Origin of the sequence: Marinobacter similis (genome assembly GCF_000830985.1) — a bacterium.
Classification (GTDB): domain Bacteria; phylum Pseudomonadota; class Gammaproteobacteria; order Pseudomonadales; family Oleiphilaceae; genus Marinobacter; species Marinobacter similis.
Genome location: NZ_CP007151.1, coordinates 1,520,396 through 1,534,645, shown reverse-complemented (window position 1 = coordinate 1,534,645; position 14,250 = coordinate 1,520,396). Strand labels below are relative to the sequence as shown.

General features: G+C 60.4%; 14 protein-coding genes and 2 pseudogenes. 6 read left to right on the top strand and 10 right to left on the bottom strand.

Going from position 1 to position 14,250, the window contains the following annotated elements:
- Positions 1-81: 81 nt before the first annotated feature.
- Together AU14_RS07100 and AU14_RS07095 are read right to left on the bottom strand one after the other, a co-directional pair.
- A complete protein-coding gene (locus AU14_RS07100) occupies positions 82-1,050 on the bottom strand; it encodes a radical SAM protein (RefSeq protein ID WP_041343735.1) in 969 nt (322 codons plus the stop codon).
- Positions 1,037-3,226 (bottom strand): FAD-dependent oxidoreductase, encoded by a 2,190-nt coding sequence (locus tag AU14_RS07095; RefSeq protein ID WP_041339890.1) that lies wholly within the window; start codon positions 3,224-3,226, stop codon positions 1,037-1,039. The genes AU14_RS07100 and AU14_RS07095 overlap by 14 nt, the downstream gene beginning before the upstream one ends.
- A 383-nt stretch (positions 3,227-3,609) precedes the next feature.
- Between AU14_RS07095 and AU14_RS07090 the strand changes: the two genes are divergently transcribed.
- Together AU14_RS07090 and AU14_RS19040 are read left to right on the top strand one after the other, a co-directional pair.
- Complete coding sequence (locus AU14_RS07090) at positions 3,610-4,125, top strand: RNA polymerase sigma factor (protein WP_094191175.1); 516 nt, start codon at positions 3,610-3,612, stop codon at positions 4,123-4,125.
- Positions 4,119-4,391: a zf-HC2 domain-containing protein gene (locus AU14_RS19040; RefSeq protein WP_094191174.1), complete on the top strand. Its 273-nt coding sequence runs from the start codon at positions 4,119-4,121 to the stop codon at positions 4,389-4,391. The genes AU14_RS07090 and AU14_RS19040 overlap by 7 nt, the downstream gene beginning before the upstream one ends.
- Here the strand turns inward: AU14_RS19040 and AU14_RS07085 are convergent.
- The 3 genes from AU14_RS07085 to AU14_RS07075 form a co-directional block, all read right to left on the bottom strand.
- Positions 4,330-5,133, bottom strand: a complete 804-nt coding sequence (locus tag AU14_RS07085) for a DUF6969 family protein (protein WP_052471992.1) — start codon at positions 5,131-5,133, stop codon at positions 4,330-4,332. The genes AU14_RS19040 and AU14_RS07085 overlap by 62 nt on opposite strands.
- 1 nt (position 5,134) lies before the next feature.
- Positions 5,135-5,905: a c-type cytochrome gene (locus tag AU14_RS22700; protein WP_269079118.1), complete on the bottom strand. Its 771-nt coding sequence runs from the start codon at positions 5,903-5,905 to the stop codon at positions 5,135-5,137.
- Positions 5,906-6,022: 117 nt separating this feature from the next.
- Positions 6,023-6,991, bottom strand: coding sequence for a DUF3179 domain-containing protein (locus AU14_RS07075; RefSeq protein ID WP_041339888.1), 969 nt, complete (start codon positions 6,989-6,991; stop codon positions 6,023-6,025).
- A gap of 163 nt (positions 6,992-7,154) precedes the next feature.
- Here AU14_RS07075 and AU14_RS07070 point away from each other — a divergent pair, with 163 nt between their 5' ends.
- The 4 genes and pseudogenes from AU14_RS07070 to AU14_RS07055 form a co-directional block, all read left to right on the top strand.
- Positions 7,155-7,940, top strand: a complete 786-nt coding sequence (locus tag AU14_RS07070; protein ID WP_041339886.1) for a YiiX/YebB-like N1pC/P60 family cysteine hydrolase — start codon at positions 7,155-7,157, stop codon at positions 7,938-7,940.
- A 154-nt stretch (positions 7,941-8,094) separates the two neighbouring features.
- Entirely contained in the window at positions 8,095-8,847 is a 753-nt protein-coding gene (locus AU14_RS07065; RefSeq protein WP_041339884.1) for an amino acid ABC transporter substrate-binding protein, read from the top strand.
- 18 nt (positions 8,848-8,865) lie between these two features.
- On the top strand, positions 8,866-9,540 hold the full coding sequence (locus AU14_RS07060) for an amino acid ABC transporter permease (RefSeq protein WP_041339883.1): 675 nt from the start codon (positions 8,866-8,868) through the stop codon (positions 9,538-9,540).
- Positions 9,537-10,283: pseudogene (locus AU14_RS07055) on the top strand (amino acid ABC transporter ATP-binding protein); the annotation flags it as partial. The gene AU14_RS07060 and the pseudogene AU14_RS07055, both read left to right, overlap by 4 nt.
- A 45-nt stretch (positions 10,284-10,328) precedes the next feature.
- Here the strand turns inward: AU14_RS07055 and AU14_RS19030 are convergent.
- The 5 genes and pseudogenes from AU14_RS19030 to AU14_RS07035 form a co-directional block, all read right to left on the bottom strand.
- Positions 10,329-10,937, bottom strand: a complete 609-nt coding sequence (locus AU14_RS19030; protein WP_236744594.1) for an SDR family NAD(P)-dependent oxidoreductase — start codon at positions 10,935-10,937, stop codon at positions 10,329-10,331.
- Positions 10,938-11,055: 118 nt separating this feature from the next.
- Complete coding sequence (locus AU14_RS07050; RefSeq protein ID WP_041339880.1) at positions 11,056-11,253, bottom strand: hypothetical protein; 198 nt, start codon at positions 11,251-11,253, stop codon at positions 11,056-11,058.
- A 16-nt stretch (positions 11,254-11,269) separates the two neighbouring features.
- Positions 11,270-12,351 (bottom strand): annotated as a pseudogene (locus tag AU14_RS07045) (YeeE/YedE family protein).
- Between the two features lie 143 nt (positions 12,352-12,494).
- Positions 12,495-13,448, bottom strand: a complete 954-nt coding sequence (locus AU14_RS07040; protein WP_041339878.1) for a sulfurtransferase — start codon at positions 13,446-13,448, stop codon at positions 12,495-12,497.
- A 104-nt stretch (positions 13,449-13,552) separates the two neighbouring features.
- Positions 13,553-14,245: a TVP38/TMEM64 family protein gene (locus AU14_RS07035; protein WP_041339876.1), complete on the bottom strand. Its 693-nt coding sequence runs from the start codon at positions 14,243-14,245 to the stop codon at positions 13,553-13,555.
- Positions 14,246-14,250: the final 5 nt, after the last annotated feature.

The following is a 14,250-nucleotide window of genomic DNA, read 5'->3' as shown; positions in this document are numbered from 1 at the left end:
TCTGAGCAAAGCGAGTTCTTTTTCCCAAGGAAAAATCCCGATTCCACAGGCCGCCAATGCCCAACTAGCACGCTACGATTATCAGCCAGGCGCCGAACAACTCGCCCCAAACCGGTAACAAGAAAAGCACCGGTGATGCCGCAACATAATCCGCTCATCCATGCTCTCGGCCAGCGTACCGCCCAGGTCATACTGCGGATCGTCATCCACCAGCGTGCAGGCAAAAACCCGCACCTGATCGCCCTTCTTCACCAGCATCCGGGTATAAGTGCACATGAAGTGGCCCCGGCTATCTTTGGTCGGGAACTTCTCCATACAGGTCTCGGTGATTTCCGGACTGCCGTCTTCGGATCCTGGCGTACCGAGATCCGGAAACGCGGTAAAGGCCAGGTCCTCGGCAATGTTCCACTCCCGGAAGATGGCGCGGAATTCCGCCTCCACTTCCGCCGGAATCTCATCCGGATCAGTCTGACGGGCAATCGACACCTTGAAGCCCTGCTCCAGCAGCCACTGGATTCCTTCCAGGGCCTGATCGAAACTGCCATCACCCCGATCCTTGTCGTGGCGGGCCCGGCTGGGGAAATCGAGACTGACCCGGAAATGGATCGGGTAGGGATTATCAAGCAGCGGCAGCACCTGGTGCTTGCGCTTGAGCAACGGCTCGGTGGCGTTGGTCAGCACGAAACAGGGCCGGTGCTGGCTGGCATAATCGAGAATATTGACAAAATCCCGGATCACGAACGGCTCGCCGCCGGTGAACGAAAATTGCTCCACGTCCATATCCAGGGCCTCGTGGATAAACGGCTTCACATCGCTGAGCTTCATGCCCGGAATGCGGCCATCGCCCGGGTGTGAGCCCTCGAGGCAGAACGGGCACGCCAGGTTGCAGGCGGTGCCGGTGTGAATCCACAGCTCCTTCAGGCGATCGGCGTCGATATAGCCACGCGGGTCGCCATTACGGGTGTGGGTCCAGCTATCCCGCGCTCTGGGTTCAAGCACTTCAACCGCCGGAATGCGCTTCCGGGCCGGCCGTGTTTCAGTCAGGGGCATATACGCTCCGAGATTCTTTGGTGTCTTTGCCACGGCGCCAGCCGTGCAGTTTTTCCAGCAGATTCAACACACCTTGAGGCGCGTGGGCCCGCTTCCATTCCCCAGCGGCAAACTTGGCCGACTCATTCCAGGTGGGATAGGGATGAATGGTGCCCAGAATCTTGTTCAGCCCCAGGCCATGCTTCATGGCCAGGGTAAATTCCGCCAGGATTTCCCCGGCATGGGTGCCAACCACCACCGCGCCCAGGATCTTGTCCTTGCCCGGCTGAGTCAGCACCTTGATAAAGCCATGATCGGCACTTTCGGCAATGGCACGATCGAGATCATCAAGGCCGTAGCGAGTTACCTCGTAAGCAACGCCCTGCTCCTTGGCTTCCGTCTCACTCAGACCAACCCGAGCCACCTCCGGCGAGGTAAACGTCACCCAGGGCATCACCCGGTAATCCACCTGGAACCGCTTGAACTGACCAAACAGTCCGTTCACCGCCGCGTACCAGGCCTGATGCGCGGCAGCGTGAGTGAACTGATACGGGCCAGCCACATCGCCGCAGGCAAATACGTTCGGGTAGCGCATGCTCATATCTTCTTCCACCGGCACCGTGCCGTTGGGCAGAGTTTCGACCCCAATCTTGTCCAGACCCAGCTCCCGGGTATTAGCCGCACGACCCACAGCCACCAGCACCTGATCAAAGGCAATACGCACCCGCTCGCCCTGATGCTCGCAGTACACCACCTTCTCGCCGTCTTCGATGGCGAATTCCTTGGCCGCATGACCCAGGCGCACGTCGATACCGTCTTGCTCAAACTGGCTCTTGATCAGGGCGGAAACGTCGCTGTCCTCTTTCATCAGTAACCGATCCGCCATCTCCACCTGAATCACCTGACTACCGAGGCGGGCAAAGGCATGGGCCAATTCCGAACCGATCGGTCCGCCGCCCAGTACCAGTAGCCGTTCCGGCTGGGTTTCCAGAGACCAGAGGTTGTCCGAGTTCAGCGGTTCCATCTCGGCTAGGCCGGGAATTGGCGGCATCGCCGGCTTGCCACCGGTGGCAACGACAATGCTGCGCGCGGTCAGGCGCTCGGTATGGCCATCGCTGTGGGTGACTTCCAGTTCCCAGGGAGATACGAAACTGGCGTGGCCGGAGATGCAGTCGACGCCAAGTTTCTGATACCGCTCCGGCGAATCGTGGGGCTCAACCTTGGCAATGACGTTTTGCACCCGATCCATGATGGCCTTGAACGAGCCTTTGACCGGCACCGCTTCCAGACCGTAGCGGTTGGCATGGCGCAGGGTGTCCGCCGCCTTGGCACTGCGAATCAGCGCCTTGGACGGCACACAGCCTGTGTTCAGACAGTCACCGCCCATCTTGTGCTGTTCAATCAGAGCCACCTTGGCCTTCACGGCCGCGGCGATGTAGGCCGACACCAGGCCGGCGGAACCACCCCCGATCACCAGGAGGTTGTAATCGAACGAGGTCGGTTTCTGCCAGCCAGCGTACACCCGGCGCCGGCGGATAAAGCCGACCACGAATTTGGCAATCAGCGGGAACAGGCCCAGTAAGGCAAAGGACAACAGCAGGTCGGCCGAAACGATGTCACCAGTGGACTCGATCTGCGCCAGCTGGGTGCCGGCGTTCACGTATACGAAGGTGCCCGGCAACATGGCGGCCCAACTGACCAGCGCGTAGGTGCGCAGCCTCATGGCGGTCAGGCCCATGGCGATGTTGATCAGGAAGAACGGGAAGGCCGGCACCAGCCGCAGGGTGGCCAGGTAAAAAGCGCCGTCTTTTTCGATGCCCCGATCCATCCGCGCCACCGTACTGGCGTATTTTTCCCGCAGGGTGTCGCGGGCCAGGAAACGGGCCACCAGAAATGCGATGGAGGCGCCGATGGTGGAGGCGACGGACACCGCCGCCAGGCCATAGACATTGCCAAAGAACGCACCGCCGGCGAGGGTCATGATGGTCGCGCCCGGCAACGACAGAGCCGTTACCGCGATGTAAATCACCATGTAGCCGCCAACTGCCAGCCAGGCATGGTCGACAATCCAGGCGTCCAGGCTCTGCTGGTGGGCTTTCAGGGCATCGAGGGTCAGGTATTCCTGGGCTCCGCTGCTCCAGAAAACCACCACCACAACCACGATGGCCAGAATCGTCAGCCACTTTTTCGCGTTCATCACATCATCCTTTGCTAGACATTAGTTACGTCATCGACGCTAAAACGGAGCCGTTGTTACAGTTCCCCTGGAAAAAAGTTCCCGTACTGACATAAATCGCATTAGGTACAGAGTACGTGAGTCATTAGCCCTAAAGGTCACAAATTAATAACAATCCCCTCAAAAATCTGGTTCCTGATCTAAGCTTGAGGACAAAATCCACATTCAGGCCAAGTTATCGGGAACCTGAGCCGCCCGGCGCGGACCAATGGCTTAACACCCGTCAATCGGCAGAGAACGACCGTGAACATGCACCCGGATCTTGATGAAAGCAGACTGGTTGAAGCCCTGAAGCGTGGCGAACAGGCCGCCTTTACCGAGCCGTCTCGACCTACACCGCCGGCATGCTCGCGGTTGCACGCTACTATGTCGACCCTGCCAACGCCGAGGAAATCGTGCAGGACTGCTGGGTGACGGTGATCGACGCCATCCGCCGCTTCGAGGGCCGTTCGGGCCTGAAAACCTGGCTGCACCGGATTGTGGCCAATCGCTGCAAGAACCTGCTGAGAACCAGCCACCGCGAGATCACCACCGACTTTACCGAACGCCTTGAGCCGGAACTCGAAAGCCGCTTCAAAACGTCCGGCCGTTGGGCCACGCCACCGAAGCTGCGATTTGATGAGTCCGCCGACGCCCTGCTGGAAAACGGTGCCTTGAGCGATTGCCTCGACAAACATCTGGGCCACCTACCGGAAAATCAGCGTTCGGCCCTGATGCTGTACGAAGCCCACCAACACAAATCCGATGACGTCTGTAACATTCTCGATGTCAGTGCATCCAACCTGCGGGTAATGCTTCATCGTGCGCGTCAGAAAATCTTTCTGATGGTGGAAACATTCCAGGAGACCGGCGAATGCTGATGTGCCGCGAGCTGGCGGGGATTGCCAGCGACTACATTGACGGCGAACTGGGTACTGGCAGACGCCTGTCCGTGCAAATGCACCTGATGATGTGCCGCCACTGCCGCTCGTTCATTGGCAATCTGCGGGCGAGCACGGAACTGCTACGGGGGCATTCGTCCGCGCGCGTTGAACAGTCAGTGATTGATCGCATCAACAATCGCATCACTGAGGCCTTGAGCCACCGCCCCGAGGCTCCTGACCCAGACTCAGATTCGGACCGTTAAGCCTTGTTCGCCAATGCCGGTTCAGGCGATGGCAACCAGGACAGGCCCGTCGCTGTTGCTCCCCGGTGAGCGCCGCCGCCCAACTATCCAGATCCACCGGAATGGTGCCGGTCACTTCCAGCCGCCGGTCTTCCAGAACTTCTGCCAGTGATCGCCCGCCGCCCTCGGCAAGCAACTGATCACGGTGACGCAGCAACGCTTCGACCTGGGGTCGGTAGCAGCGCACCATCGCCGTAAGCCAGCGATTAACCGGCCAGCTCGGGTAGGCGTGGTCGACATTGAATCTATCCAAGGCGGTGATCACCGGTTCAGCACCCAGCCAGCTTTCATCGGTTACCCAGCGATTGACCGCAAACAGATCAGTGGGAAACCCCCAGGCATCCATCGCAATCGCCACCAGGTGCGCGACCCGAGCCTTACCGACAGGTCCCAGCACAGGCTCTGCTTCTTCCGGCAAGGCCGAATTCCGCAGAAACAGGTGGAAATGGCCATGCTCATCATGGTCGCTGCGGTGGGCGTGGTAATAGTACTGGGATGCCGTGGTAGCATCGAAGACATCGTCCTTGGGGTAGTGATCCAGTTCGTAAAACGGCCCCTGGCCCCGTAACACCTCGCCGACTATGTTCAGGCCGCCTTTCTCCAGCACCCGGTAGCATTCACGAATTTCACCAATGGCCGCCAGGCTGGTGCGGACCTGTTCGTTACTCAGGCCGGCCAGCTTTGGCGGCTGAAGTTCAATCATTTCACTCTCCCCCCTTCAATGCGCATGGATTGGCTGCCAGTTCCGTTTGTACCTTCGCCATGTACGCTGTTAACGCGGCCAGCTGCTCGCCATCCCAGGGCAAAGGTTCGGTGGCCATGGGGCGGACCATGCAGATCTGGACCATTTCATCGAGGTGTACGGTTCCCATGCCAAAGACATCCCGGGCCATGGCTACCGAGTGCGGATAGGCATCGGCAAAGGTGGCGTTATAGCCGGCGCCGTTGTTATGGCACGTCGAGCAGGCCAGGCCGTTGCTGCTGAGCGAGGTGTCGTTGAACAGCTTTTTGCCCATAGCCACCAAGGCACACGGGTTGCCCTCATAGGGCTGATAGCCGACCGGTCGCGTTACCCGTTTGGCGGCGCAAGGGTTCGGCTTGGCGGCGCACTTGCCAGCGGCAGCGCAGGGGTTACAGCCCTTAACCGCGCACGGGTTGCAGCCCTTGGTGGCACACGGATTTTTCACCGCGCATGGGTTTTTGCTGGCGCAAGGATTCTTGGCCGCACAGGGGTTTTTGCTGGCACAGGGGTTCTTCCCGGCGCAGGGGTTACACCCTGCCTTACACTGCTGCGACGCACCACACTTGCCCTTGCACGGCGAACACGGGTTACAGGCTGCTGCAACACCGCCGCCACCGGCGAGCAAGGCGGTCATCAGTAGCGCCGACCACCAGTTACTTTTCTGATGTTGCTGACTGGGCCGGTGCTGCTGACTGGCGCGAATCGCCTGTCGTAGTGGATGGATTGTAGTCATGACATCTCTCCCTGATCACAGAGTTAGTGGCGAAGCCTCAAAGCCCCGCAACCGCCTTATCAGGCGGCTATCAATGAGACACATGACTTACTCAACCATTACAAAAATACAGGCAAATTAATTGCTCTCGAAGATCCCGGTGTCCGGATGGAAGGTGTACCAGGCAAACCAGAAGGCCCGGGTAGCCGGCAGCAATGATCCGTCCGCATCCCGAAGCTCAGCGGACGGGGTTTCCGGATCGTAGTGAACGGTGACCGCCTTGCCACCAATGGAGTCCCGCAGCACGCCATCGAGCTCGGCCAGCTCCGGAAACGGCCAGGCCTTGGTCTCGCCGTTATGACGCCAGCCCAGCACCCAGGTCTTGGGATGGTATTTGCGGCTGGTCTGGGTCACCGGAAAGTAAATCCGCTCCGACTGGTCGTAGTTGCCATAGGGCGATTTTCGGTAATCCCGGCCATAGCCGGTGTCGGTGGATAACACTTCGCCACGGCCGTCGACTCTCGCCTGCCAGGCCTGCCAACGCTCGTGCCGGACCGGCACATGCTGCAATTCCTTGCCCGCCATCGGGCCAGACACCGCACGGCCCTCAATCTGGGACCACAACGACTCGGTCTGGTGGTCGTACATCAACAGGTCGCTGTTATAAAGCAGGCCGGAAACACCAAAGGTCAGGTACTGGCCGTCGACCAACGGATCAAATCCAATGCCGGTGCCGCACAACGGGCAGAAGGTAATCACCAGCGGCTGCGCCTGGTTCGGTAAATTGACGATCTCGTGCCAGTTCAGGATGCCAATGGGAAAGGCCCGGCTGCCACCCGCACCGTCGTAGGTCAGCATCAGGTCATTAGGCTGCCAAGGCTGGCTGCCGTCTGGCCGCTCGAACCGGGGCTGCTGTATCGCCGGAATCCCGTCACGAGGCGGCCCTCCGCGCATGATCTGCTCAGGCGGTATCAGTGCCGACTGCAGATCAAAGCCGTTCTTCTGCTGTGCCGCCAACCACGACGGCCCCAACAGCAGGCACAAACCCACACACCAGGCCAATTGCCAGAGTGGCATTCCGCGAAGCGACCGCTTGCTCGTGTCCATTCTCAACCTCCTGACCTTGGCTCGACTAATACCGCGCCCAACGTTTTCGTTCGGACATCTTTATTACGACACTCGGAGGCTGGTTTTGTTACGGCCCTGATCCGGGGCCGACATGGACCGGCTCTGTCCGCTAAAGTAGTTCCAGGAAACAGGGGAGGACAACATGGGCAGCATTTTGCGCTGGCTGTCGGGCTGGCTTGCCAGGTACCTGACCAAGCAGATCACCGAAAATTCGATACCGACCTCGACCTACCGGCAACTGGAGCAGGCGCTGCAACCGGCGGACGTGTTGCTGGTCGAGGGCGACACCCGTATCAGCGTCGCGATCAAATACCTGACCCAATCCACCTGGTCTCACAGCGCCCTGTACCTGGGCCCTGATGCGGGCCTGGGCCAGAGCGACACCGGCGAGCCCAACGTCCTGATCGAAGCTGACCTTGAGCAGGGCATTCGCGCGTTGCCGCTGTCGTACTATCGCCACAGCCATACCCGGATCTGCCGTCCGGTGGGTTTAAACAGTGACGACATTCAGAAGCTGACCGGTTTCGCACTCAGCCGGCTTGGCAATACCTACGATCTCAAGAACGTGTTCGACCTGGCCCGGTACCTGTTGCCCACGCCGCCGGTGCCCACCCAGTACCGGCACCGGCTCCTGGCGTTTGGCAGTGGCGACCCGACCCGGGCGATCTGCTCAACCTTTCTGGCCGAGGCCTTCCAACAGTTGCGCTACCCTATCCTGCCGCTAATCCGGATGGTGCCTGCGGACGATCCTGACTGTGCGGATTGCACCCGGGTCGCCTATCGGGTGCGGCATCACTCCCTGTTCACACCAAGAGATTTCGATGCCTCGCCGTTTTTCCAGATTATCAAGCCAACGCTGCCCCCAGGCTTTGACTATCACGGACTGGCTTGGGAAGATCGCTCGCAACAGCCCCCGCAGATGCCATAACGCACCCAAAACGAACTGACCTCTAGGAAAGCCCGTATCGATGACCGGTTCAGGCTTGCTAAACTATTGGCAAACTTGATTCCCATCTTCATTCTCATGCGCCTGCGCAATCGTCACTGACGACGACACGGCAACAACCGGAAAGGACGAGATTATGAAAACCCTGCTAGCTTCCGCACTGGTGATCCTGTCACTGGTAACGACTTCCGTTCATGCCCAGGACAACACCATCCGGGTCGGCATGTCTGGCCAGTACTTCCCGTTCACCTTCGTGGAGCAGGACATCCTGAAGGGCTTTGAAGTGGACGTCATGGATGCCGTCGCCAAGGAAATGGAACGTGAGGTTGAGTACCAGACTGCTGCCTTCTCCGGCCTGTTTGGCATGCTTGGCGCTGGCCGCATCGATACCGTGGCCAACCAGATCACCATCACCGAGGAACGCCAGAAGGCCTATCTGTTCAGCGAGCCGTACGTTTACGACGGCGCCCAGGTGGTCACCAAGGCCGGCAACGAAGACATCAACGGTGTGGAAGACCTCAAGGGCAAGACCGTGGCGGTTAACCTGGGCTCCAACTTCGAGGCGCTGTTGCGTGACCTGCCCTATGCTGACGAAATCGACATCAAAACCTACGAGAGCAACATCGAGCGCGATACCGCCCTGGGCCGGGTCGATGCCTTCGTGATGGACCGGGTCAGTGCCAGCCAGATCATCAAGGAAAAGCCGCTGCCACTGGCGTTGGCCGGACCGACCTTCTCCCAGATCACCAACGCTTATCCGTTCAAGGACACCGAGCGTGGTCGGGTCTTGCGGGATGAAGTGAACGCTGCTCTGAAAACCCTGCGGGACAATGGCACCCTGAAGGCCATTTCGGAGCAATGGTTCGGCACCGACATCACCGCGCCCTAATCACACAGGAAATACGCTATGGGCGCTCTCGACGTCGACTACATGGTGGGGCTGGTCCCCGTACTTCTGGGCTACCTGCCCCTGACCCTGCAGCTGGCGTCGTTGGGCATGGTGCTGGCGTTGATCCTGGCTTGCCTGTTTGCGGTCATTCGAGTGCAGCGGATTCCGGTGCTGAACCAGTTCACCGTTGTGTTTATCTCCTTCTTCCGCGGCACACCGCTGCTGGTCCAGCTGTTCCTGTTCTACTACGGGCTGCCCCAGCTGTTCAGTGCGCTCACCGTCATCGACGGCATCACCGCCACTATCATGGGTCTGACCATGCATTTCTCGGCGTACATGGCCGAGTCCATCCGGGCGGCCATTGTCGGCGTTGATCGCAGTCAGACCGAAGCGGCACTGTCCATCGGCATGACCAACAGCCAACTGATGCGCCGGATCATTCTGCCGCAGGCTACCCGAGTCGCCCTGCCCACCCTGATGAACTACTTCATCGACATGATCAAGGCGACGTCGCTGGCCTTCACCCTGGGCGTCACCGAGTTAATGGGCGCGACCCAGAAAGAGGCCTCGGGCAGCTTTCTGTACTTTGAAGCGTTCATTGTAGCGGCAGTCATGTACTGGATTGTGGTGGAGATGCTGTCCTGGCTGCAGGGCAACCTGGAAACCCGTCTGAACAAGGCCTACAGCCGATGATTGAACTCAAGGGTCTGCGCAAGCAGTTTGGCGATGCGGTGGTGCTGGACGGCATCGACCTGACCATCGAGAAAGGCGAGATCGTGGTGATTATTGGGCCCTCGGGCACCGGTAAGTCCACCTTGTTGCGCTGCGTGAACTTCCTCGAACAGCCCACCGCTGGCGAGATTACCGTGGGCGATCTGACCGTGGACGTAAACCGGGCCAGCAAGAAAGACATCCTGTCGCTGCGCCAGCAAACCGCGTTCGTGTTCCAGAACTACGCCCTGTTCGCCAACAAGACCGCCCTGCAGAACATCGCTGAGCGGCTCTTGGTCGTCGACCGCTGGCCTAAAGCCAAGGCCTACGACCGGGCCCGGGAGATCCTGCGGCGCATTGGCCTGGAAGACAAAGCCGATGCCTACCCGGCGTCGATGTCCGGTGGTCAGCAGCAGCGTGTGGGCATTGGCCGGGCCATGGCGGCCGGCGCGGAAGTGATCCTGTTCGACGAACCCACGTCATCTCTGGATCCGGAGTGGGTTGAAGAGGTTCTGGCGTTGATGAAGCAACTGGCAGCGGAACGCCAGACCATGATGCTGGTCACCCATGAAATGTCCTTCGCCCGCGACGTCGCCGACCGGGTAATCTTCATCGACGACGGCCGGATCGTCGAACAGGGGCCACCGAGCGAGATTTTCTACCACCCGAAAGACCCGCGCACCCAGGATTTCCTGCAGAAGATCCTGGCGACACATCAGCCTGAACCCGGCCCTGAACCCGGCCTCAAGCAATCGCAACAGGCACAACGCCTACCAGTTCTCGCCGAACGGCCGCAGATCCAGCTCAAAGGTCCAGGCCGAAGGTGCCTGTTGAGTCAGCATCCACACCGCATCGGCAACGGCGGCGGGTTGAACGAAAAAGTCATCCGGTTTGTCGCCCATGGCCTGGCGGGTGCGCGGCAAATCCACCACACCATCGATGATCACGTTAGCGACGTGGATGCGCTCAGGGCCGAGCTGTCGTGCCATAGATTGTGCGAGGCTGCGTTGGGCCGCCTTGGCAGAGGCAAACGGCGCGGTATTGGCGCGCCCCCGCAAGGCCGCCGACGCACTGGTGATCACGATGCTCGCGGTGTCATGCTGGCGCAGTTGGGGCAGAGCCGCCTGAAAGGCGGCGACCAGGCCACCGACATTGATACGCCAGTTGGCTTCAAAGTCGTCTACGCTGGCGTCCTCAGCACTCTTGAACACGCCACCGCCGGCGTTGTACAGCAACACTGAGACAGCGCCCAGTTGCTGCTCGATCCGGGCGAACACCGCGCCTGCCGTGTCCAGATCACTGGCGTCGTGGGCGAAGGCATGAGCACTGGGCAACTGACCCGCCAGACGTTCGATAAAATCCTTGCTGCGGGCCAGCATGGCAACCTCGTAGCCCTCCTGGCAGAACCGCCGCACCAGCTTCACCATTGCCCGGGCCAACGCCAATCACCACACATACCTTGTTCATATCACACCTCCGGCCGGTTACCCGGCAGGCTCAGTCTCGAGTAGACGGACACGGTGCACCGCAGGGCGCGCACGCAGTTTCGTCACGCTGGGTCAGGGCGGTTTCCACATTGCCCTGGCCTGAATTAAACGCGAACGTCGGGCTGTTCAGGTGATCGGCCAGAATCAACACCAGCAGGATAGCCAGGACCACCAGAATTCGGGTTCGACTGTAAGCTTGCTCCACCATCAGCTCTGTTTCCCTATCAGTTTGGCAGGCGGAACCAGGGCCGCAAGCGTATACCTATCAGCGAGCCAACGAAGGCACAGGCAAACCAGATCCAGGCGTGCACGCTGGCCGAGGCGATACCGGAGAACAGGGCGCCAATGTTGCAGCCGAAGCCCAGGCGGGCGCCGTAACCCAGCAGCAAGCCACCGACCACGGCCGCATAGAACTGCCGGGGTTCCGGGCGATTCCGACTGGCCTCATTGAAGCGGTTGGCCAGTCCGGCCGCCAGCATGGCACCCAGCAGCAAGCCAAAGTTCATCACCGAAGGGATGTTGGTCAGCACCGAATCCTTCAGGGCCATGGCCGGGTACTCCCACTGCCAGAACTCGAACTGGCCCATGTTCACACCTACGCCTTCCAATGCCTTTGCACCCCAGACGTTAAAGGCAAAGGTAATACTCCAGGGCGATCCGCCAATGGCCAGGGTCAGGGCGTTGCCCAGGGCCAGCACGAGGATCGCCCAGGTAAACGGCCAGCGGCCGCTCAGCAGGGTTCGAAATACCCCGTGGCCCTGTGCCTGCCAAAGCAACGCGGCACGTTCCACCGAACCGTGGGCCTTGCGCTCAATGCGATTCACCCAGAGCGCAATCAACCCCAGGCCCAGCCACTGGGCCATAATCGCACCGCTGACGCCAAGGGGCGTGACCAGAGATATCGGATCAACCCCGGGCTGGTCCAGCCACCAGGCAGGTGGATAGAGCCCGCCACCGTGCCGAGGATGAAAAACACCAGGGTGATCACCATTCGGATATTACCGGCACCGACAGTAAACAGCGTGCCGGAACCGCAGCCGCCGCCCAGTTGCATGCCCAGGCCAAATAGAAATGAGCCCACCACCAGGGAGGTGCCCACAGGCGCCACCGCGCCAATCAAACCCTCCTGGCCACTGTGCAGCAGCGGCACCATGATCAAGGAGCTCAGACCAAACAGCAGCAACTGCGCCCGCATACCGGCGCCCTTGCGGTGCACCACCAGGTTGCGCCAGCCGGCGGTAAAACCGAAGGCGCCGTGATACAGGGCGATGCCCAGCACGGTGCCAATCACAAACAGCGCCACCATAAACGGAGCAGTTTCCAGCCAGATCAACCCGCCCAACAGGGCGACGCCGGCCAGGGCGGTGCTGACAACAAAACGGTCTATCTGCCAGCGGCCGCTTAGCAATGACGGCTGGGCAACAGCGGATTCGGTCATGGATCAGGCTCTCAGTCGAACAGGTTCAGAATCTTGCCCAAGCCCTTGCGGGCGACCTGAATCGGCCGACTGCTGTCCTGGGACCACTCCGACATGGAGCCGTCGTACAGGGCCACTTCCTGGAAGCCGGCCAGCTCACTCAGCACAAACCAGTCGGTGGCGGCCCAATGCCCGGTGTTGCAGAAGGAAATGGTGCGGGCGTTCGGATCCAACTCGGCAGCATTCACCTGGGCGGTGATGCGATCGGCATTCAGGTACCAGACTTCATCCTGCTGACCAACAAACTCGTGATGGGGCAGATTCCTGGCGCCGGGAATGGTGCCCGGAGCCTTGGCTGCCGGCGACTTGGTCTCGCCCCGGAAATAATCCGACGGCCGCGCGTCCACCAGCTGGGCCTGGGACTCCCGGGCTTCTTCGACTTCCTCCAGGGTGGCAATCAGATCTTCCTGCAGGGCTCCCTCGAACCTCGCCAGTTCAAAGTCCGCGCCCGCTCCGCTGGCCACCTCATAGCCGGCCGCACGCCAGCCGGCGAAGCCGCCATTGAGAATGGTGACCTGGTCATGACCGAGCACCCGGAAGGTCCAGTAGACCCGGGCCGCACTGCCGAAATCGGTCGCTCCAGTGCCGGCCGGCACGATCACCACGGTGTCTTCATTACCAATACCCAGGCTGCCAATCAGGCGTTCCAGGCTGGCGGTTGGAGGCAACACACCTTGCACGCCGTCGCGACTTTCGCGCCAGCCATCGCCGGTGTAGCTGCTGTAGCGGGAGCCGGGAATGTGGGCCTGCTGAAAGCTGCTGCGGTCACCACCATTGTCGATGCCGGAGCGAACATCCAGCACCACCAATTGTTCCCGATCGAGATTTTGATTCAGCCAGCTGGCATCTACCAATGCTGGCGGCTGAGTTGCGGCGTGGGCCAGCGACCCCGCCAGAAATAGGATGACTGCCAAGAAGCGCGCCATAAGATCACCTGTTTGTGGATACGATTGGGCTGGAGTGTAGGCTTAAATACGCCAGCGTGCTCAGTTGGATCGCCGCCGGGGGCAAAGGTTCAAGGCCTACTGAATCAGACTCGACCGTCCAGCTGCAACCAGCGCGCAAGCCGGGACTGGGGACGACGACTGAGGTAGAGGGGCAGGGTGCTCATGAGCACCAGTATGACGGCGGCGGCGATGACGGTCAGGATGGGGTTAAATTCGAAGGTACGCCCGAGCCCGGCGAAGACAAAGGTCATCGGCAGCATACCCAGGGTGGTGGCCAGGGCGTAGCGCCAGAGCGAGATGGCCGTCACGCCGGCGGCGTAACTAATCAGGGCAAAAGAGAACAACGGAATCAGCCGGGTTAGAGTCACCGCAACAAACAGGAAACGCTGGGAACCGCGGGCTGAAAACACCGGGTTGCTGTCCAGTTTTCGCTGCACCAGTTCACGCCCAAGGATCCGCGCCAGATAGAACGCAATGATGGCGCCAGCAAGAGCACCAGCAACTGCCACGGCGGTGCCCAGGGCAGTGCCGTAGACCAGGCCGGCAGTGGCACTGATCGGCAGGGTGGGGATCGGGCCAATCACCACGGCCAGAACCATCAGCAGCATCAGCAACACCATGCCCAAGCCATTGTGCTGGCTGAGCCACTGGGACAACGCGTCCGGAGCCAGACTGGCCGGCATGCCGAGCTGGCGAAGTAGTAGCCAGATGGCAGCCATGACAAGCACGATGACAATCAGGAAAGACACGCGGAAAAGCCGGGAAGAACGGTTCATCCCGG

Coding starts and splice junctions, on each gene's coding strand:
- AU14_RS07100 (WP_041343735.1), bottom strand. CDS start 1,050: ATGCCCCTGACTGAAACACGGCCGGCCCGGAAGCGCATTCCGGCGGTT.
- AU14_RS07095 (WP_041339890.1), bottom strand. CDS start 3,226: ATGAACGCGAAAAAGTGGCTGACGATTCTGGCCATCGTGGTTGTGGTG.
- AU14_RS07090 (WP_094191175.1), top strand. CDS start 3,610: ATGCTCGCGGTTGCACGCTACTATGTCGACCCTGCCAACGCCGAGGAA.
- AU14_RS19040 (WP_094191174.1), top strand. CDS start 4,119: ATGCTGATGTGCCGCGAGCTGGCGGGGATTGCCAGCGACTACATTGAC.
- AU14_RS07085 (WP_052471992.1), bottom strand. CDS start 5,133: ATGATTGAACTTCAGCCGCCAAAGCTGGCCGGCCTGAGTAACGAACAG.
- AU14_RS22700 (WP_269079118.1), bottom strand. CDS start 5,905: ATGACTACAATCCATCCACTACGACAGGCGATTCGCGCCAGTCAGCAG.
- AU14_RS07075 (WP_041339888.1), bottom strand. CDS start 6,991: ATGGACACGAGCAAGCGGTCGCTTCGCGGAATGCCACTCTGGCAATTG.
- AU14_RS07070 (WP_041339886.1), top strand. CDS start 7,155: ATGGGCAGCATTTTGCGCTGGCTGTCGGGCTGGCTTGCCAGGTACCTG.
- AU14_RS07065 (WP_041339884.1), top strand. CDS start 8,095: ATGAAAACCCTGCTAGCTTCCGCACTGGTGATCCTGTCACTGGTAACG.
- AU14_RS07060 (WP_041339883.1), top strand. CDS start 8,866: ATGGGCGCTCTCGACGTCGACTACATGGTGGGGCTGGTCCCCGTACTT.
- AU14_RS19030 (WP_236744594.1), bottom strand. CDS start 10,937: ATGCTGGCCCGCAGCAAGGATTTTATCGAACGTCTGGCGGGTCAGTTG.
- AU14_RS07050 (WP_041339880.1), bottom strand. CDS start 11,253: ATGGTGGAGCAAGCTTACAGTCGAACCCGAATTCTGGTGGTCCTGGCT.
- AU14_RS07040 (WP_041339878.1), bottom strand. CDS start 13,448: ATGGCGCGCTTCTTGGCAGTCATCCTATTTCTGGCGGGGTCGCTGGCC.
- AU14_RS07035 (WP_041339876.1), bottom strand. CDS start 14,245: ATGAACCGTTCTTCCCGGCTTTTCCGCGTGTCTTTCCTGATTGTCATC.